Origin of the sequence: Bradyrhizobium sp. Y36 (assembly GCF_002531575.1) — a bacterium.
Classification (GTDB): domain Bacteria; phylum Pseudomonadota; class Alphaproteobacteria; order Rhizobiales; family Xanthobacteraceae; genus Bradyrhizobium.
The window spans coordinates 91,043-110,698 of the sequence record NZ_NWTI01000010.1 but is presented as its reverse complement, the minus strand read 5'-3'; the positions used below and the strand labels follow the sequence as shown (position 1 = coordinate 110,698).

The window sequence follows — 19,656 nt, the reverse complement described above, 5'->3', positions numbered from 1 at the left end:
TCGCGGTTTACTAGCACATCAAGCGCCATAGCGCGCAAGGAAACGCATAGAGGATAGGGCCCATGAACGCCCCCTTCAGTACCGGTACAGTCTCCCCGCTGCTTTCGGTTAGCGGCGTGACGCTGCAATACAAGACTCCCGGTGCCATCGTCACGGCGACGCGCCGCGTCTCCTTCGAGGTGTATCCATCGGACCGGTTCGTGCTGCTTGGCCCGTCCGGCTGCGGCAAGTCGACCTTACTGAAGGCGATCGGTGGTTATCTCAGCCCGGTCGAGGGAAGCATCAGCCTGAAGGGCCGCGAGGTCACGGGTCCCGGCCCCGACCGGATGATGGTGTTCCAGGAGTTCGACCAGCTCCTTCCCTGGAAGACGGTGCGGGAGAATGTCGTATTCGCGCTGACCGCGAGCGGACGGGCAACCGGGACTGAAGCCGAAGAGCGCGCAAAGTCGTATATCGACAAGGTCGGGCTGACGAAATTCATCGACAGTTATCCTCATATGCTGTCGGGCGGGATGAAGCAGCGCGTCTCGATCGCGCGTGGCATGGCGATGGAGCCCGACGTCCTGCTCATGGACGAGCCTTTCGCCGCGCTCGACGCACTGACGCGTCGCAAGATGCAGGACGAACTGCTGCGGCTCTGGGACGACACGCGCTTTACGGTGCTCTTCGTCACGCATTCGATCGAGGAAGCGATCCGCATTGGCACGCGCATTTTGCTGCTGTCGCCCCATCCCGGCGAGGTCAAGGCGGAGCTCAACAGCATACCGCAGCGGGAAATGGGCACCGGCACGCAGGCGGCGCTCGAAACCCGCATCAACGACATGCTTTTCGCAGCGCATTGAGGGGACCGACCAACATGACCGATCTTCTCGCCTTCCGCCCCGAAATTGTCCACGAAGTCCATTCCGGCGACGCGCCGGTCATCGCCAAGTCGCTTGGCGTCGCCGAGCGTGTCTATGGCTACGGCTTCGTCCGCAAGACCTTGATCCTTGCCGGGCTTGCCATCGCCTGGGAGGCGTATGGCCGTTGGCTCGGCAACCCGCTGCTGTTCCCCACCTTTGGCCAGACCATCGAGGCCTTTGTTAGCAATATTGCAAGCGGCGTTATCCCACAACGCATGCTTGTCTCGCTGCAGACTCTGGTGATCGGGTACGGTATCGGCATCGGCCTGGCTGCGTTGCTGACGACGCTGGCGATCGGCTCGCGGATCGGCGCCGACTTGCTCGAGACGCTGACCTCGATGTTCAACCCGCTTCCCGCGATTGCGCTGCTGCCGCTTGCGCTGATCTGGTTCGGCCTCGGCTCAGGCAGCGTGATCTTTGTTCTCGTGCATTCCGTGCTCTGGGCGATCGCGCTCAACACCCATGCCGGCTTCCGCTCGGTTTCCAACACGCTGCGCATGGTCGGCCAGAACTACGGGCTGCGCGGCCTCAAGCTGGTGCGCCTGATCCTCATCCCTGCGGCTTTCCCGGCGATCCTGACGGGTCTCAAGGTCGGCTGGGCCTTTGCCTGGCGTACATTGATCGCGGCCGAACTCGTCTTCGGCGTCTCGTCGGGCTCCGGCGGCCTCGGCTGGTTCATTTATGAGAACCGCAACCAGCTCGAGACGGCGAACGTTTTCGCAGGGCTGTTCACGGTGATCCTGATCGGGCTCTTCGTCGAGAATGTCATCTTCGCTACGATCGAGCGCAAGACAATCCGACGCTGGGGCATGCAGCACTAGAACCAGGCAGAAATCAAAGCCGAACCGGCATACTACGGGAGGATATCAGATGTCGAAGAGCCGCCTTATGGGCGCGTTTGCTGCCGCCGCGCTCTGCGCAGTGTTTTGTTCGAGCATCGTCCGCGCGGAGGTGAGCCAGGTCCGCGTGTCCAAGGGGTTCGGCATCCTCTATTTGCCGCTGATCGTCATGCAGGATCAGCAGCTTCTGGAGAAGCGGGCCAAGACCGCCGGTCTCGGCGACATCAAGGTGACGTGGCTCATGCTGGATGGCGGCAACGTCATCAACGATGCGATGATGGCGGGTACGCTCGACTTCGCGGGCACCGGCGCGCCCGGATTCATCACACTCTGGGCCAAGGCCAAGGGCATCCCGAATGTCGAAGTGGTCGGTGTGTCCGGCATGAGCTCGACCTCGCTATGGCTCAACACCAACAAGCCTGAACTCGGGTCGCTGAAGGACTTTACCAGCAAGGACAAGATTGCGCTGCCGGGCATCAAGACGTCTCTTGCCGCCGTGGTCCTTCAGATGATCGCGGCCAGGGAGTTTGGAGATGCGAACTTCGCCAGGATGGATCCGATGACCGTGAGCCTACCCCATCCGGAAGCCCTGACGGCGCTTCTGAGCGGCAAAACCGAGATCAACTCGCATTTCACTTCGCCGCCATTTCAATACATCGAAGCAAAGGCGCCTGGAATCCATCGTGTGCTGAACTCGGTCGACTATCTCGGCAATATCACTCTTGACGTCGCCTTCGCTCCGAAAAAGTTCGTAGACGCGAATCCGAAGATGACCCAGGCTTTCATAGATGCGATGGATGATGCGACTGCTCTCATCGCCAAGGACAAGAAACTTGCCGCCGAGATCTACGCCAGGAGTTCAAAAATCAAGGTTGATCCCGTCGAAATTCAAGAAATGATCGAGGATCCGGATACGCGCTTCTCGGCCATACCGACAGGTATGATGCAGTTCTCTGAATTCATGCACCGTGCAGGGTCCATCAAACTCAAACCGACGAAGTGGAGCGATATGTTCGTGCCCCAACTCGCGAGCCGTCCGGGAAATTAGCGTCTGCAACGTCGTTCAAAAGCTCACTAACCATAGTCTGTTCTTGCATCTAGCTTTATCAATAGGAGTGTAAGGTGCGGTTGAAGCTGCTCAATACTCTGCTGCTATGCTCGGTCGTCGTCGCGGTAAGCTTGAATGAGCCCGCAATATCGGCGTCTCGCAGCGAGGAAGCGTCGTCCCCATTGACGATAGCCTCGCAGGGAAGTTTTTTCGTCGGCGGACGCGAGGTACATTCCGACTCCCTCGCAACGGAAGCAAGACGAGATCCGGTTGGAACAATCGTCGTCGATCAGGTCTATGTTCGATACCAGACGCCGCTCAATACGTACGGCCGGTACCCAATAGTTTTGATCCACGGCTGCTGCCTTACAGGGAAGACGTGGGAAACCACGCCCGATGGCAGGATGGGCTGGGACGAGTTTTTTCTGAGAACGGGCTACCCCACGTACACGATCGATCAGGCTTGGCGCGGCCGTTCAGCCACCAGCCCCGCAATGAGCAACGCGGTGAAGGCGGGAAAGCTTCCGCCCGACCAGTTACCGGCTGTCTTCGCAGCCGGGCAGGAGAGCGCGTGGAAGACCTTCAGGTTCGGGCCAGAATACCCGCAAACGTATCCCGGCATGCAGTTTCCGCTGGAGGCTCAGGCGGAGTTCTGGAAACAGATGGTGCCTGATTGGCTCGCCGCGCTGCCGACGCCTAACCCGACGGTTCCCGCCCTGGTCGATCTCTCGCAACGTCTGAAGGGCGCGATCCTGATCAGCCATTCGCAATCCGGCATCTACCCCTTTCAGGCGGCCGCGCTGGATCGCAAGAATATTGCAGGCATCGTATCGATCGAACCTGGGGCTTGTCCGGCTGCCACTAGCGACATGACACCATATGTCGGCATGCCGATCCTGGTTATGTTCGGAGACAATGTCGACAAATCCCCGCTTTGGGCACCACGCCTGCCTGCCTGCCGCGATTTCGTCGCGGCGGCGAGCAAGGCTGGAGCGAAGGCAGAGCTGGCCGTCTTGCCGGACCTTGGCTTCAAGGGAAATTCTCACATGATCATGCAGGACAAGAATAGCCTGGAGATCGCGAAGTGGATTTCGAACTGGATGGACCGCGCCGTTCCCCGCGGTTCGACGCGATAACGTTTTGGATTCGACGAACACCGAGCGCTGCGCCAGGTGCAGGAGCGGCAGGAGGTGAGGTGCATTTGGTTCGGTGTTGGAGTTTCAAACAGCTCCGAAATCGCGATCGAGTGACGTCCGCTACTGAGGCTGTGGACGGCTCCGCCAACCTAGAGCCGTCCATACACGCCTCTTGAGCAACCCTACGCCAGCTGAAGCGACGGTCGCCTAATATAAGGAGGCCAAGAAGCCTAAACTCTAAACTCAGGCAAGGCTTGACCCCATCGATCGATGGCTTGTGGTCACAGTCGAAGCATGGGCGATCAAGAGTTTCCGCAGGAAGGGCGGAGGTGATGATGACGGCCCGGGTCGGGGCCGCAACAGTGAGCGCAACTTCCATTCGGCTACGACATCAGCCAGCGCTGCCGCAAACGGATCGAAGAGGTGTTCGGTTGGATCAAGGGTTCTGCTGGTCTGGCCGAGGTGAAGTTGCGAGGTCGAGAGCGGTAGACGCTGCCTTCACCCTGGCACGGGTCTCCTAATCAGCAGGTCCCAGGTTCGAGCCCTGGTGCGCCCACCATCCCAAGGCCCTGCAGGCGCATGGGTTTTTCATGCCAGTCAGAAAGCGCGCGCCTCGTGTTCTTGTGGTCGGGCGTCGCAATGTGCGGCCGGAGATGGCCTGATCGCTGCTCGGCTTTCACAATGCCCGGATCCGGATGTCACGGGTCCTCTCGCAGGCCGGGATATTGGCGCGAGCAAGACCGATCGTCTGTGCGCCTCCGCGCAACATCTTGTTCGCTGAAGAATCCGAAGCGGATTGTCCGAAACGCGCGTTCGCCCGGCCCGAGGCGGATCGAGGCCACGACCTTCGTCGGGAGTGACGAAGGAGGGGCTTGGCTTGCCCATTGAACAACGTTAGATGTAGGCGATCGTGTAATCCGTGGTTAAGTTGTTGTCTCGATCTGTTGTGCGAGTTGGGGGATCCGGCAAATCCTGCGTGGTTCCCGGTTGGGATCCCGGCCTGTTTCGGCCGGGTTTGAAGCTTGGGTCATGACTATTGCGATTGCGAAAGCGCCTGACGAGGCCGCAGGCACGCCCGGCGGCAGCGATCCTGAGCTTCCGGCGTCGCTGCTTTCCTTCATCCTGATCGCAAAATTCCTCGGTGTTCCCGCCGACGCCGGCCAGATCGCCCATGACCATGGCTCGCCCGGCGAAGGGTATCGGCTCGAGGATCTCGCCCGCATCGCCAAGCGGCTGAAGATCGTCGCCAAGGTGAAGCCTGTAGCCACTGATGCGCTTCACAAGGTGCCGTTGCCTGCGCTCGCCGAATTGCAGGACGGCGAGGCCGTCGTTCTGCTCAAGATCGACCAGCAGGAGGCTGGATCCCGGTTCCTGATCCAGCGCGGCAATGGCGGGCGTCCCGAAGTGTGGACGGCGGAGGATTTCGGCGGCCGCTATGCCGGGCGGCTGCTGCTGATGACGACGCGCGAGCTGATGGCGGGGGCGACGCGCCCGTTCGACATCAGCTGGTTCATCCCGGCGCTGGTGAAATACCGCGGGCCGCTGCGCGACGTGCTGATCGGATCGTTTTTCCTGCAATTGATGGGACTGATCTCACCCATCTTCTTCCAGCTCGTCATCGACAAGGTGCTGGTCCATCAATCGCTGACGACGCTCGACGTGCTGGCGGTGGGGCTGTCGGCGGTGCTGATCTTCGAGACCGGCCTGTCGGCGCTGCGCAACTGGCTGTTTGCGCACACCACCAACCGCGTCGACAGCGAGCTTTCGGCACAGCTGTTCCGGCACCTGCTCAACCTGCCGCTGTCGTATTTCGAGGCGCGCCGCGTCGGCGACAGCGTGGCCCGCGTGCGCGAGCTCGATCGTATCAGGGAGTTCCTGACCTCGAACGCCGTCACCGTGGTGATCGATCTGTTTTTCACCATCGTGTTTTTCGGCGTCATGTACGCCTATAGTCCGCTCTTGACCCTGATCGTCACGCTGTCGATCCCGCTCTATGTGGCGATCTCGGTGATCGTGACGCCGCCGCTGCGCGCGCGTCTCGACGAGAAATTCAAGCGCGGCGCGGAGAACCAGTCGTTCCTGGTCGAAAGCGTCACCGGCATCGGCACGCTGAAGGCGATGGCGGTCGAGCCGCAGATGCGGGCGAAATGGGAGAAGCAGTTCGCGGGCTACACCAGCACCGGGTTCCAGGTCGCAACGCTTGCGAACTGGGGCAGCCATCTGATCCAGCTGGTGTCCAAGCTGACCACGGTTGCGATCCTGTTCTTCGGCGCCAAGGCGGTCATCGCCGGAGACCTCTCGGTCGGATCGCTGGTGGCCTTCAACATGCTCTCCGGGCGCGTCGCGCAGCCGATCCTGCGGCTGTCCCAGCTCTGGCAGGATTTTCAGCAGGTGCGCATCTCGGTCGACCGGCTCGGCGACGTCTTGAACGCGCCGGCCGAGCCCGACCACAACCCCAACCGCGCCAGCCTTCCGCCGATCAAGGGCGCGGTGAACTTCGATCGGGTTCGTTTCCGCTATCGTCCCGACGCGCCGGAAGCCCTGCGCGGCGTCTCGCTCGCGATCCAGCCGGGCGAGATGATCGGCATCGTCGGCCCCTCCGGCTCGGGCAAGTCGACGCTGACCAAGCTGGTGCAGCGTCTCTACGTTCCCGAGCAGGGCAGGGTGCTGGTCGACGGCGTCGATCTCGCGCTGGTCGACCCGGCATGGCTGCGCCGGCAGATCGGCGTGGTGCTGCAGGAGAACATCCTGTTCAACCGCTCGGTACGCGAGAACATCGCGCTGGCCGACACCACGATGCCGATGGAGCGGGTCATCGCCGCCGCTCAGCTCGCCGGCGCGCACGAGTTCATCCTCGGCCTGTCGCACGGCTACGACACGGTGATCGACGAGCGCGGCGGCAACCTCTCGGGCGGGCAGCGCCAGCGCATGGCGATCGCGCGGGCGCTGATCGGCAATCCCCGCATCCTGATCCTCGACGAGGCGACCAGCGCGCTCGACGCCGAGAGTGAGGAGATCATCCAGCACAATCTCGCGGGCATCGCCCGCGGCCGCACCGTCATCATCATCGCGCACCGCCTCTCCGCCGTGCGGCAGTGCGACCGGATCGTCACGGTCGAGGCCGGCGAGATCACCGAGACCGGCGACCACCAGACGCTGCTGCGCTCGGGCGGCCGCTATGCCCAGCTCTACACCAAGCAGATGGGGCGCTCGACGTGACGGCCTGGGTCGCCGAGCGTTTTCCGACCCTCGCCAGGCATTGGGCCGTGCTGCGGGCGAGCTGGAGCATGCAGAACGAGGCCGACCGCAACCGGCGGCCGCGCTCCGACCACGAGTTCCTGCCGGCCGCGCTCGAGATCATGGAGAAGCCGCCGAGCCCAGGCCTGCGCATGCTGTTGCTGATGACCTGCGGTTTCTTCACGGCCGCACTGGTCTGGTCCGTCATCGGCAGCGTCGATGTCGTCGCGGTGGCGAGCGGCAAGATCATTCCGTCGAGCAAGGTCAAGACCATCCAGCCGATGGAGATCGGCTCGGTGCGCGCCATCCATGTCGCCAACGGCCAGCATGTCGAGGAGGGGCAGCTTCTGGTCGAGCTCGACCCGACGCTCGCGACCGCCGACGAGGCGCAGGCGCGCCAGAACCTGCAGGCCTCCCGGCTGATCCAGGCCCGCAACGCAACTCTCCTCGCCTATCTCGACGGCCGGCAGACCGGCTTCGTCGCGCCGGACGACGCGCCGGCGGCGATGGTTGCGGTGGAGGAGCAATATGTCCGCGCCAGCATCGCCGAATACGAGGCGCAGGTTGCCAGCCTGCAGCAGCAGATCGCGCAGCGCGCGGCCGAGCTGACCTCCGCCGAGGTCGAGATCAACAAGCTGCGCCTCACCCTCCCGCTCGTCGAGCAATCGCTCGAGGCGCGCCGGCAGCTCACCGAGCAGGGCAATTTCGCGCGGCTGCGGCTGCTCGAATACGAGCAGCAGCGTATCGAGCACGTCCAGAACGTCGACGTGCAGCTCGCCAATGCGGCGCGGGCGCGCGCGGCGATGACGGCGCTCGAAGCCGAGATCCGCAAGCTGCGCGAGACGTTCGGCAAGACCGCCGTGACCGAGATGGTCCAGGCCCGCGACAAGGCGCAGCTCGCGGCCGAGGACCTGCGCAAGACCACGCGGCGGCGCGAGTTGCTGGCGTTGCGCGCGCCCGTCGCCGGAACGGTGCAGCAGCTCGTGGTCGCGACGATCGGCGGCGTGGTGCAGCCGGCCCAGCCGCTGATGACCGTGGTTCCCGATGGCGCCGAGATCGAGGTCGAAGCCCAGGTCCTCAACAAGGACATCGGCTTCGTCCGCGAGGGCCAGCCGGTCCGCGTCAAGCTGGAAGCGTTCCCCTTCACCGATTACGGGCTGGTGCCGGGCATCGTCGAGAGCATCAGCCGCGACGCGATCGACCTGTCGCAATCGAACGGCCAGCCGCAGCGCGACGACAAGGGAAGGCCGGTTCAGCCCGGCCTCGTCTACGCCGCGCGCATCCGCCTGCTGCAGACCAGCATCCGAATCCGCGACCGCCAGCAGACCCTCGGCCCCGGCCTCTCCGTGCAGGCCGAGATCAAGACCGGCGAGCGGCGCATCATCCAATATCTGCTGTCGCCGATCACGCAGTCGCTCGATGAGGCCGGGCGGGAGCGGTGAGGGGGCACACGCCCGGGCGTCTTCCCGGTCCGCTGCCGCACAAGATGAAGGTGCGGCCGAATGGGGAAGGCGGCAAACACAGAGGCGGTTGATGTACTATCTGGGATCGAAGCCGACGTTAGGACATTACGCTAACACGCAGACGCTCGATGGCGATGTGTCGAAGATCGAGGTGGCGGATAAGAGCCCTGATGCTGGTTTTGATCTGAACACAGCTTCGACTTATCCGGCCAATCAAGGCCGACCCATCCTGACCGAGCATGTTCCAACCGTGGTGGAATGGCAGGAAAGCGCTCCCGTCCCCGATGTGGACACAGTGTGCGGCCTGCTGGCGGTTCCTCCGCGATTTCGTGTGATCATTGAGCAGTTTGAACCCGGCGTCCACCAATTCCTGCCTGTCGACTATCTCGACCGGAAAGCAGCTGCTATTGCAAAGCGCTTTTTCTTCGTTGCCTGTAACCGGCTTGACAGTGTCGATCGCGTGCACACCACGATGCTCTTGGCCAAAGGGATGTGGATTCCACCGCGTGACCTGGTAAGGCGGAAGGAAGAAATCCCGCCCGGAATCGACATCAACGCACCGGCCAAGATCGTCTTCAACAATGCGCAGATCGGCGACAAGCACGCGTGGAGCGATATGTTTCTGCCCCTCTACGGACCCTTTCTATCGGATGCGTTGGGTGCTGCTCTCGAGGCCGAGCGCTTCACTGGGATTGGGCTTGGAAAAGGGGAGGCGGTCTGACTACTTTGACAGTGCATTCACCTCGCGCTGAGCGCGGCGGCCTTGTATCCATCGTTGAATGAGTACGGGCGAATGGCTTAATCAAGGGCGAGCTGTCGAGCTCTTTGTATGACGGCGAGAGGATGCCGCAGCTTTTTTGCGACTATTGCTCGCGCTTGCGCGCTCACCGATTTCTGCGCGACCAGCCTGCGCCGATCGCGCCCGGCGCCGCCGAGTTCCATTCTCCTGAACTGGCGATCGTTACCAATCGCAACGGATAGACACATCGCGAAACATTTTTTTGGGCGTATCGCGATTTCGTCTTGAAGTTGTATGCGGGTTAACGTTCTATGAATGCCGAAGGAGGGCAGTGGGGCTGCTTCCGATTATCTGCGCCAGAACTATACATCCGCTCTCTCGTGTGCACTTTTGTGCAACTGGAGCGGGTAGTATGCAGATGACCGGTCTTTTTGCGTCGGCAGACGTGCGGCCCTGACGGGCTGCAGGCCGCCACGGCAGGCTCACTTCCTCATGATCGCAATACGCCCGTTGGGCGGATCGAAACTAGGGAGCGAGAGCCATGGCAAAGAGCGCGAACGAAACGGCGGCCGCCGGCAAGCCGGCATTGAACGGGATCAAGGGCGGGGCCTCGGCCGGGCCGACGGAAGCGAAAGAGCGCGCGCTCGATCCGCAAGTGCTGGCGCAGATCGCCGCGTTCAAGATGCGGATCCAGGCCGGCGTCGGCGAGGTCGTCCTCGCCATGCTCAACCTGCCGCGCTACCGCAACCAGACCCTGGCCGACGTCATGCACCTCGTCGTCGAGCCGATGACGCGCGACCGCATCGCCATCGCCAAGGCCGGCGGCGAAGGCAAGGTCGAGGAGACCGCCGGCATCGCGATCTGGGCCAGCGTCTCCGACGAGGTCGATGCCAAGATCCGCGAGCAGATTCAGGCACGCGTATTCCCGGTCCGCCTCAAGGCTGAGGACTGGAACAGCGGCGAGACCACCTGGCTGCTCGACGTCATCGCTCCCTCGCAGAAAGTCGCCACCGCCGTGCTGGCGAATTTCAAGCAGGTGGTGAAGGACAAGCCCATCCGCATCCACCCGATCGTGAGCCAGCTGGTCGATCCGGAGGTGCTGGAGAAGATGAAGGTCAAGCCGGTCAGCGAAGCGCAGCCAAAGGAAGAGCGCAGCTAAGTCGGTGAAGGGGCTACGGCCTTATGAATCTGCGAGCGACGCAGATCTTGGTCGCTAACGGCGGTGCTGGAAATCGCAGGATGATGGGACGACGCGGCATGATGGCGCTTCTCTCAGGCGGTCTGGCGTCAGTGCTCTCCGGCTGCGGCAGGCCGCGGGTGCGGCTGCGCTATCGCCTGACGCTCGAAGTGGAGACGCCGAGCGGCGTCAGGACCGGTTCATCGGTCCTGGAATGCACACTCTACGGGCCGTCGATGATCCCGCTTCCCGGTGATATCGGCGGCTCCGGCAACATCGGTGAAGCGCCGACCGTGGACCTGGGCGGCGGACGATTTCTTTTCGCGGTGCTCGCCGATCCGCTCTACCGGCGCGATCTGTTTTCAATTGTCTCGAAGGTGCTCGCCTATCCCGAATTGAGGCTCGGCCCTTCTGATGAAGGCACCATGGAGCGCATGAAGAGGGCCGCCGAGACCAGATCCTTCGCCGTCCTGCTCCGCCAGAATTATCCGATGCTGGTAACGTTCGCCGACGTCAACAATCCGAGTTCGATTGCCGAGGTGTCTCCCGACAATCTGGCAGGCAGTTTCGGAGCGGGTTACTCGCTCAAGAGAATAACCTTCGAGGCGGTCGATGAAAAGACGCCGCTGACGACCGGGTTCCAAGAACGCTTTCCGGCCATCGCGAACCATCGTGGCGTATTCCGCACGAGGCCGCCCACCGTTCCGCGCGATCAAGATCTCGACGCCATTCTCGGCGCATCTTCCTTTTTTACCGGTGCAGCAAAATGACCAGCATCATTACGCGGCAGGATTTGATCCTTGCGATCCTTTCGATGGACTCTTACCAGCGCGGTTATGGTCGACAGGTCGTTGCAGAGGGGCGGTCCGAGACAAAGCTGGGAAATGCCACGATCGGCAGCGACAGCAGCGAGCTGCTTGGCCCCCACGTCGATGAAGCAACCGGCTTCTATGCGATCAGCTATAACGTTTCGGGTGTTTCCGGGATAACTGACCCAAACAAGATCGTCATCGCTTACCGGGGAACAGACTATGACGAGACGGGCGGCAACAGCTCGCTGCGAGACATCTGGAACGGTTGGGGCGTCGGTGCTGGCGCCACTGGAAACGGGTGGGCGCTCGGCAGCCAGGCCGGCCAGACCATCCAGTATTACGAGTTGCTTGTTCGTCAGCAGACCGGCAATGCCAACGCCTCTATCTTCGACACCGGCGGACTGAAGCCGATCGTCACCGGTCACTCCCTGGGCGGCGGATTGGCCGGACTTGCGGCCTACCTGTCAGGTTCGACAGGCGTCGGATTCGACCATATGCCTTTCGGCGTTGCCGCGCTCGCGACGCTGGCTTACCACGTCACCAAAGCCGTTGCTGACTGGAACGCTGATCCCGCGAATGCCGATGACCAGATTCCGCCGGACGCGACTCTCACGCTCGATCTTCTCAACAAGCTGCAAATCCACCAGCCGAGCTTCGACGTCTTCAAAGGTATCTCTACAGCCTACGAGATCAACGCCGGACTTCGCAACGGCCTCATCGCCGGTGCATTGGGCATCGGCCTCGGCGTTCTGGCCAGCTTCCTCGTCGGTCCTCTGGCGGGCTCGCTGCTTGCTCTACTTGGAGGCTCGATTGCGGGCGGGCAGGTGGCGGCCGAGGCGAATATCGATCAAACGGTCATGGAAACGTTTGGTTGGACCAACCCTGACCCGATCGCACGTCACAGCCAATCGGTGCTGACGATCTTAACGTTTGCCGATCTGGCGAAGCAGGCTCACTCGTTTGCCGCGAATTGGCAGATCCAGCGGATCGCGAATCCCGGTCTGTGGGCACTGTACGACGACAAACTCGCCGAGGCGGCCGGAGCCGCCGGCAACCACATCTCCGGTCTGGCGCACGACAAGCAGAATTACACGACGATCCTGCAGACCGCGATCGCTTATTCCGCCGTCGACGAAGGGACTGACGCCGCCAAGCCGTTTGGCGATACCGGCGTCGGCGCCATGATCAATGACTGGTCGCAACTTGGCTATGTCATCAACCTTCCCGACCACAATGCCTTCTTCGACATGCCGATCTCGTTTCTCGACGGGTTTCTCAACGCGGCAGCAGGCATTTTCACAAAGGACGTCACCGCCCTGTTGACGCGCATCGCAACCCAATATGCGGGTGCGTTGGCCATCTATGATGTCGAGGATTCAGAAGCGAAGGGGGTCCTGGGCGGAGACGGCAGTGCGAAGGACGGCGCGATATCGCTCTCCGACGACAGGACGGCGTTGGCGCTTGATCTCTCCAGCATTCTTTGGGGCGACGTCATCAAGGCAGGCGGGGTCCCGAATGCTCCTGATCGCGTCAACCCGACTGATGAAGACGCGTTCCGTGCGGCATTTTTCGGCCAGTCCGCCGAGACGAACCCATCGGTGATATCCCGGCTCATCACGGGGATTACCGGGTTTGCGGCTTCCAAGGTCGACGAGGAGGCGCTCAAGAAGCTTGCCGCCTTCTGGGAAGCGTCGTCCGGATCGATCTTCGATCGCTATCACCTTGCAACGTCTGCAACCGACGACGAAATCACGCTCAGCGAGCGCTCCTACAAGGACAAGATCCCCGCGACCAAGGGTGATCAGGTCCATGTCGATGTCTACATCGGCACGCAGAGCGATGACGAAGTGCACGGCACGTCCGGCAACGACCTGCTGATCCTCGGCGCCGGCAACGACGTGGTCTATTCCCGCGGCGGCCGGGACATGGTGCTCGGCGGCACCGGCAACGACGAATTCGTCGACCAGATCGGCGAGGTACACAGTTCGCAGGACGACGGCAGCGACATCTATGTCGGCGACACCCTCGACAAGTCGATGGTGCAGGGCTTCCTGGACTATCTGCGCGGTCTCATCGGAGCCGGCGATATCGACAAGGTTCACTACAGCGTCGAGGATCCCGTTACGCATCAGCTCGCCGCGAAGGGCCTGCAGATCGTCTCCGGCGAGCTCGTCACTTACGGAACGAGCAAGGGCATCAAGCTGACCGTGCGCGACCTCAATACCGGTCAGGTCAGCAGCGATATCATGATCGATATCGACATCGTGGAACTGAGCGAGCGGGCCGACTTCGTCTCCATCAGCGATGACCTCAGCAAGCTGCCTGTCATCGTCGACCTCAGCGCTCCCAAGAGCGGGGTTTTGGGCGAGCAGGATTTCGACACCGTCTCGTTCGAGGCGCGGACCAATGGCGTCATCACGATCAACGGCTCGGTCGCGGACAATTCCGGCGGCGCCGGCGGCATCGTCGATCTGACGAACTCGGTCGCGCTGAAGCTCTTGAGAGCGTTCTTCAAGCCCGAGGCCGAGCTGCATTTCCGCGGCGCGGAGAACGTCATCCTCACCAGCAAGGACGACGTCTATTTCGGCGGCAATCTGTCCAATCTCCTGGGCGTCCAGCAGGGCTTCTTCGGCACCGCCAATCACGACGGTTTCGGCAAGATCTCGGGCGGCGACGGCAAGGACCTCTTGGTCTACTACGGGGCCGGGCACAAGGACGCAGGCGAGCTCATCGATCCCTCCAAGCCGGACGGGCCGAGAGCGGCGGAGGAGCTGTCGCTCACGGTCGATGGCGGAGCGGGCAACGACGACATTCTGCTCGTCGGCGGTGACCGCGGCATCGCCGCCGGCGGCCTCGGCAAGGACTGGATCTACAACACCTCGAACGGCGGCATCATCTGGGGCGACGCCGTCGGCGGTTATTATGAAAAGCCGGTTTTCGACGAGGATGGCAATCCGGTGCTCAATCCGGACGGCAGCCAGAAGACCACGCCGACCCAGGTCGAAGATACGGCGGAGAATGCGGACAATTTCTGGTATTCGGCCAATACCGTCATCAAGGACGCGCAACACCACGACGTCCTCAAATTCTATGGGTTGACGCTCACGGGCGGCGACGCCGAAGGCGGCATCGCGGGTCTTGCCGCGTTCGGCGGACTTCTCGGCGCCACCATCGGCATGGCCAATTTCTACAACTCCCTGGACGAGAACGGAAAATACGATCCGGCGCGCTCGGTGTATTTCGACGATCTGTTCCCCTGGATGACCTACGTGTTCCGGCCCAACGCCAATGGCGGGCTGGACATGTATGTGACCAACCAGTTCGACCAGCTGTTCACGGCGGTGTTCGGCGGCACGTCGAGCGATGCCTACAAGGCGCAGCAGGCGCTGGACGCGCAGGGCATCTTGAAGGGCTGGATGAAGGTCGAGAATTTCGATCTGGTCGGCAGCTTCATCGGTCAGCACCAGGCCGAACTTGCCGGCGAAGGCGACCTCGGCATGGTGTTCAAGGCGGTCAATCCGCTCGCCGACCTCATGGAGCAGGTTCAGCCGCTGGTCGGCGTGATCGGCATGGCGCTGGCCGCGCAGTATGGCGGCATGGCGCTGGTCGACCAGGCATTGACGCTGTCCGCGGCGGCGGCGCGGTTTGCGGAAGGCATGCGATGGTCCAACGACGCCGATCCGCTGGTGATCGACCTGGACGGCGATGGCATCGAGACGACCGAGCTTGCCACCGGGCAAGTCTATTTCGATATTGACAACGACCTGTTCGCCGAGCGCACCGGCTGGCTGAAGGGCGACGACGGCTTCCTGGTTCGCGACGTCAACGGCAATGGCGGTATCGACGACATCTCGGAGATGTTCGGTGGCGTCGGGCGGTCTGGCTTCGCCCAGCTCTCGCAGCTCGACTCCAATGGCGATGGCAAGATCACGGCCGCGGACGTGCTGTGGTCCGAGCTGAAGGTCTGGCAGGATTATGACCGCGACGGCATCACCGATACGGGCGAGCTGAAGACGCTCGATCAGCTCGGCATCATCACAATCGATCTCGGCGTCACCGCGATCGACATCACCACGCCCAACGGCGCGCGGCTGACCGGCGTCGGCGACGTCACCTTCCAGAGCGGTCCCGTCAGGCACATGTTCGACGCCATCCTGGCCTCGAACGACACCGACACCAGATATGCCGGCGAGGCCGGCCGGGCGGCCTGGCAGTCGAGCTCGACGCTCGACGTCAAGGGCTTTGGGCGCGTGACCAACCTTGCAGTCGCCGCCGCCAACGACATCGCGTTCGGCGAGCTCGTGAGCTCCACGGCGGCAGCGATGACGACGCCGAAGCTGCGCACGCTGGTGGCGCAGGTCGGCGACGTGCTCGGCGCCTGGGGCGAGGCGCTGGAGCAGACGCGCGAGCTGACGCCGGTGCTGGTCGGCACCGATGCCGCCGGCAAGGCCGTGCTGCTGGACCGCGGCGTCTATGTCGAGGATTCCCAGGGCGGCTACTGGACGCTCGCCTCCGGCGCGCCGGTGCTGGACGCGCAGGGACAGCCGATCGCGCGCGCGACGATGCAGGACGTGCTGGCGCAGGCCGCCGCCTCGGGCGCGGCTTGGCGCGTTGAGCAGACCTGGTCGCCGTCCGACCGCGACGCCGCGCTGACGGATCGCGATGCAGCGCCCTATCTGATGAGCGTCGTCAACGGGCGCGCCGTCATCCTCGACTACGGCATCAAGCAGGCCGACGGCAGCTGGAAGCTCGCCTCCGATGCCGCCACCAGCTACGCCAGCAAGGACGCCATCCTCGCGCTCGCCCATCCCACCGGCACCGCGTGGCGCACCGAGCAGCTCGGCTTCAACCCCTATGCCAACCTTCCCGTCGACAAGATCGGCGTGCGCTTCACCGACGGCATCGCCGTCGATTACACCGTCAAGGTGACCGACCAGGACGGCACGTTCTACGTCTGGGCGCGCAATCTCGACCGCGCGCTGCAACTGGAATGGAAGACCGGCGACAGCCGCGAATTCAACCTGCGCAACTACGCGATCGACTTCGCGACGCTCGACGAGGTGAACTCGACCGACAATTCGACCTACCGCGTCGAGATGCTGACGCCGGCGCAGTTCCACTTCGCGACCTCGCTCGGCGGCATCGATTTCCATCCTGAAATGCTGACGGCGCAGCTCGACAATGCGACCGGGCACATCGCCTATGCGGTCGGACCCGGCGGCAGCGCCAACCTGTCCACCGACCCGGCGCATTACGTCTCCGGCATCGCGACCATGATCGACATGCTGCAGCCGGTCATGACCGAGTACATCGCGACCTCGCGCCGTTACGCGGTGCGCATCGCGATGCAGGGCGGCCTGAAGGATTTCTTCCAGGGGGTCACTTACGACGCTGCCACAGACGGCTACAAGCCGACGACCAATCGCGAGCTCGCCCCGATGTTCGAGGCGATCTTCGCCGGCGCGCCGGCGGCCAACACGGATGATGCCGTGTTCGACTACCTCGCGCAGTGGAACGGCATCCTGGCGCAGGTCTATCCGGACTATCATCCCTCCGGCGAAGGCAATCTCGGCGGCTCCACGCTCGCGGTCAACCAGGCCTTCATCATGCAGATGATGCTGCCGGCCTTCGAGACCGTCGGCGTCGATCTCGACATCCGCGGCGTGGCGCATGCGCTCGGGATCAGCGACGAGCGCATCATCACCCATGCCGCCGGCGACGTCATCGTCAACGGCACCGATTCCACCGACTATTTCTACATGACCGCGGGCAACCAGACACTGCGCGGCGGCAAAGGTGCCGACTACTATTTCGTCGGGCGCAATTCGGGCGACGACGTCATCGACGACAAGGACTTTGGCGACAGCGACGAGCTGCGTCTCACCGACGTGCTGTCGACCGACGTCAAGGCGATCCGCGACGGCGAAGACTTGATCCTGCAGATCCGCGGCCGTACCAACACCATCCGCCTGACCGACCAGTTCCTCGGCGAGAACAACGAGCTCCTGAGCAACGGCAAGCGGGTCGATTCCGGCGTTAGCGCCATCGTGTTCGCCGATGGCGTCGCCTGGGACCGCTTCCGCATGTCGATGGAGGTGCTCGACAGGGAGCGTGCCGCAGGCCAGTTCAACGACAGCCTGATGGGCTCGGGCTCGGCCGACATCCTCTGGGGCGGCAAGGGCAACGACTATATGAGCGGCGGCGCCGGCGGGGACATCTACGTCTTCCAGGCCGGCGACGGGCAGGACGTCATTGACGATCTCGGCAATTTCTCGTTCGGGCCTGTGAAGGCCGGCATCGATGTGCTCAGCTTCAAGGGCGGTATCAAGCTCGAGAACCTGAAGCTGATCCGCGACGGCGAAAGCCCGGATCTGCTGATCGTCTTCCTCGACGACAACGGCAATCCGACCGGCGACACACTGGTCATCAAGGGCCAGTTCGCCGGCATCAAGACCGGCCTCGGCCTGTTCTCCGACGCGCTCGGGTCGAGCGACGGGCTCGACTATGTCGCGCCGAACCTGATCGAGCGTTTCGTCTTCGACGACGGCTCCAGCCTCGATTTCACCGCGATCGTGCAGATGGTGTTGGAGAACGCCAAGACCGCGAACGACGACGCGATCTACGGCATGATCAATGCCAATACGCTCGACGGCGGCGCCGGCAACGACTTCCTGTCCGGCAAGGAGGGCGACGACACCTACATCTTCGGCCGCGGCTACGGCCGCGACGTCGTGCTCGACAATTCCATTCCCGGCCTGTTCGATCCGCCGCAGCACGACAAGCTGCAATTCATCGACGAGATCCGTTGGACCGACCTCGACTTCCTGCGCGACGGCGCAACCGATACGCTGCGCATGCGCATCAAGGGCACGACCGACGAAATCGTGCTGCAGGACTTCCTCGCCACCGTTCCGATCCTCGGCTTCATCAACGTCATCGAGGACATCAAGTTCGGCGATGGCACGGTGTGGACCGGATTCAAGCTGGCCCAGCACTACGTCGACATCGCCAAGACCGCCGGCAACGACACCATCTACGGCTATGACGAACTGTCCGATTCGATCGACGGCGGCGCCGGCGACGACCGCCTGGTCGGCTTCGGCGGCAACGACGTCTATTACGTCGCGGTCGGGGAGGGCAACGACACCATCCTCGACAGCTCGGGCAACGATCAGCTCGTGCTCTCCGGCATCGCCTCGACCGACGTCGATTTCTCCCGCACCGCGCTCGACCTCATCATCACCGTCCGCGCCACCGGCCAGCGCTTCGTGCTGGAGAACCAGTATGTGCGCGACGACGGCCAGACCAATGCGGTCGAGAGCCTGGTCTTCACCGACCGCACGGTGTCGTTCCTCGACGTCAACCCGGAGGACATCGATCTCGTCGGCACCAACGGCGACGAGACCATCACCGGCTCGAATTTCGCCGAAACGCTCGACGGGCGCGGCGGCAACGACACGCTGATCGGCGGCGACGGCGGCGACATCTACAAGTTCGACGCCGGCTACGGCCAGGACGTCATCGTCGACCGCCGCGTGCGCGCGAGCTGGTCGGACCGGCGCGGCGTGCACGTGCCGGTGGACGACGTCGTCCAGTTCGGCGGCGGCATCACCCGCGACAACGTCGTCTTCACCAAGGACGGCAACGACCTCCTGATCTCGATCACCGGCCGCAGCGACACGCTGCGCATCCGCAACCAGTTCCGCGACGCCGAGGACGGCGTCGAGCTGTTCCGCTTCTTCGACGGCTCGACCATCAAGATTTCGGACGTCGAGCAGTTGCTCCAGATCGCCGGCGGCAACCGCGGCGACAACATCATTACGGGCCTGCTCGAGCAGGAGAACGTGCTGGACGGGCGGCAGGGCGACGACACGCTCTACGGCGGCAACCGCGCCGACACCTACGCCTTCTCGGCCGGCTACGGCTTCGATCGCATCATCGAGCGGCCTGACACGGCGGGCATCGTCGATCGCGTGGTGTTCGGCGCCTCCGTCCGCTTCGAGGACATCGTCGTCAGCCGCAACGGCAGCGATCTCGTCATCGACCTCGGCAGCGGCCTCGATGTCCTGACCATCGTCAACGGGCTGTCGACCAACCGTGTCGAGCAGTTCGAGTTCGCCGACGGGCGGATTCTGTCCATTGAAGCCATCATCGATCGCATGCTGACCGGCACCGCCGGCGACGACCATCTGATCGGCTTCGACAATCGCAACGATACGCTGTCGGGCGGGGCCGGCCAGGACGCGCTCGAGGGCGGATTCGGCAACGACACCTACAAGTTCGGCATCGGCGACGGCAGTGAC

Annotated in this window: 10 protein-coding genes and 1 pseudogene (1 of these 11 running past the window's edge); all 11 read left to right on the top strand. The window is 63.0% G+C overall.

All coding sequences use genetic code 11. The features are described from left to right. Nucleotides 1-62: 62 nt before the first annotated feature. A complete protein-coding gene (locus tag CO669_RS18400; protein ID WP_097661317.1) occupies nucleotides 63-842 on the top strand; it encodes an ABC transporter ATP-binding protein in 780 nt (259 codons plus the stop codon). Between the two features lie 14 nt (nucleotides 843-856). Then, nucleotides 857-1,723: an ABC transporter permease gene (locus CO669_RS18395; RefSeq protein ID WP_097661315.1), complete on the top strand. Its 867-nt coding sequence runs from the start codon at nucleotides 857-859 to the stop codon at nucleotides 1,721-1,723. 49 nt (nucleotides 1,724-1,772) lie between these two features. Beyond that, nucleotides 1,773-2,789: an ABC transporter substrate-binding protein gene (locus CO669_RS18390; protein ID WP_097661313.1), complete on the top strand. Its 1,017-nt coding sequence runs from the start codon at nucleotides 1,773-1,775 to the stop codon at nucleotides 2,787-2,789. Between the two features lie 74 nt (nucleotides 2,790-2,863). Beyond that, entirely contained in the window at nucleotides 2,864-3,925 is a 1,062-nt protein-coding gene (locus CO669_RS18385) for an alpha/beta hydrolase family protein (RefSeq protein ID WP_097661312.1), read from the top strand. 381 nt (nucleotides 3,926-4,306) lie between these two features. Further along, nucleotides 4,307-4,446: pseudogene (locus tag CO669_RS18380) on the top strand (IS5/IS1182 family transposase); the annotation flags it as partial. A 508-nt stretch (nucleotides 4,447-4,954) separates the two neighbouring features. Then, nucleotides 4,955-7,144: a type I secretion system permease/ATPase gene (locus CO669_RS18375; protein WP_097661310.1), complete on the top strand. Its 2,190-nt coding sequence runs from the start codon at nucleotides 4,955-4,957 to the stop codon at nucleotides 7,142-7,144. Continuing rightward, nucleotides 7,141-8,604 carry an HlyD family type I secretion periplasmic adaptor subunit gene (locus CO669_RS18370; protein ID WP_097661309.1) on the top strand — a complete coding sequence of 488 codons (1,464 nt, stop codon included), beginning with the start codon at nucleotides 7,141-7,143 and terminating at the stop codon, nucleotides 8,602-8,604. The genes CO669_RS18375 and CO669_RS18370 overlap by 4 nt, the downstream gene beginning before the upstream one ends. 91 nt (nucleotides 8,605-8,695) lie before the next feature. Beyond that, a complete protein-coding gene (locus tag CO669_RS18365; RefSeq protein WP_143278687.1) occupies nucleotides 8,696-9,346 on the top strand; it encodes an imm11 family protein in 651 nt (216 codons plus the stop codon). Between the two features lie 559 nt (nucleotides 9,347-9,905). Further along, nucleotides 9,906-10,523, top strand: a complete 618-nt coding sequence (locus CO669_RS18360) for a toxin-activating lysine-acyltransferase (RefSeq protein WP_097661305.1) — start codon at nucleotides 9,906-9,908, stop codon at nucleotides 10,521-10,523. 98 nt (nucleotides 10,524-10,621) lie between these two features. Further along, complete coding sequence (locus CO669_RS18355; protein ID WP_143278686.1) at nucleotides 10,622-11,311, top strand: hypothetical protein; 690 nt, start codon at nucleotides 10,622-10,624, stop codon at nucleotides 11,309-11,311. Then, a protein-coding gene (locus CO669_RS36535) for a tandem-95 repeat protein (RefSeq protein WP_097661302.1) crosses the window boundary here: on the top strand, nucleotides 11,308-19,656 show its start. 25,446 nt of this gene lie beyond the right edge of the window; only the first 8,349 of its 33,795 coding nucleotides appear in the window; the start codon lies at nucleotides 11,308-11,310; its stop codon lies beyond the right edge, outside the window. Before CO669_RS18355 ends, CO669_RS36535 begins: the two co-directional genes overlap by 4 nt.

Bases quoted from the DNA above. Each gene is read 5' to 3' on its own strand.
- CO669_RS18400 (WP_097661317.1), top strand. From the start codon at position 63: ATGAACGCCCCCTTCAGTACCGGTACAGTCTCCCCGCTGCTTTCGGTT.
- CO669_RS18390 (WP_097661313.1), top strand. From the start codon at position 1,773: ATGTCGAAGAGCCGCCTTATGGGCGCGTTTGCTGCCGCCGCGCTCTGC.
- CO669_RS18355 (WP_143278686.1), top strand. From the start codon at position 10,622: ATGATGGCGCTTCTCTCAGGCGGTCTGGCGTCAGTGCTCTCCGGCTGC.
- CO669_RS18360 (WP_097661305.1), top strand. From the start codon at position 9,906: ATGGCAAAGAGCGCGAACGAAACGGCGGCCGCCGGCAAGCCGGCATTG.
- CO669_RS18375 (WP_097661310.1), top strand. From the start codon at position 4,955: ATGACTATTGCGATTGCGAAAGCGCCTGACGAGGCCGCAGGCACGCCC.
- CO669_RS18365 (WP_143278687.1), top strand. From the start codon at position 8,696: ATGTACTATCTGGGATCGAAGCCGACGTTAGGACATTACGCTAACACG.
- CO669_RS18395 (WP_097661315.1), top strand. From the start codon at position 857: ATGACCGATCTTCTCGCCTTCCGCCCCGAAATTGTCCACGAAGTCCAT.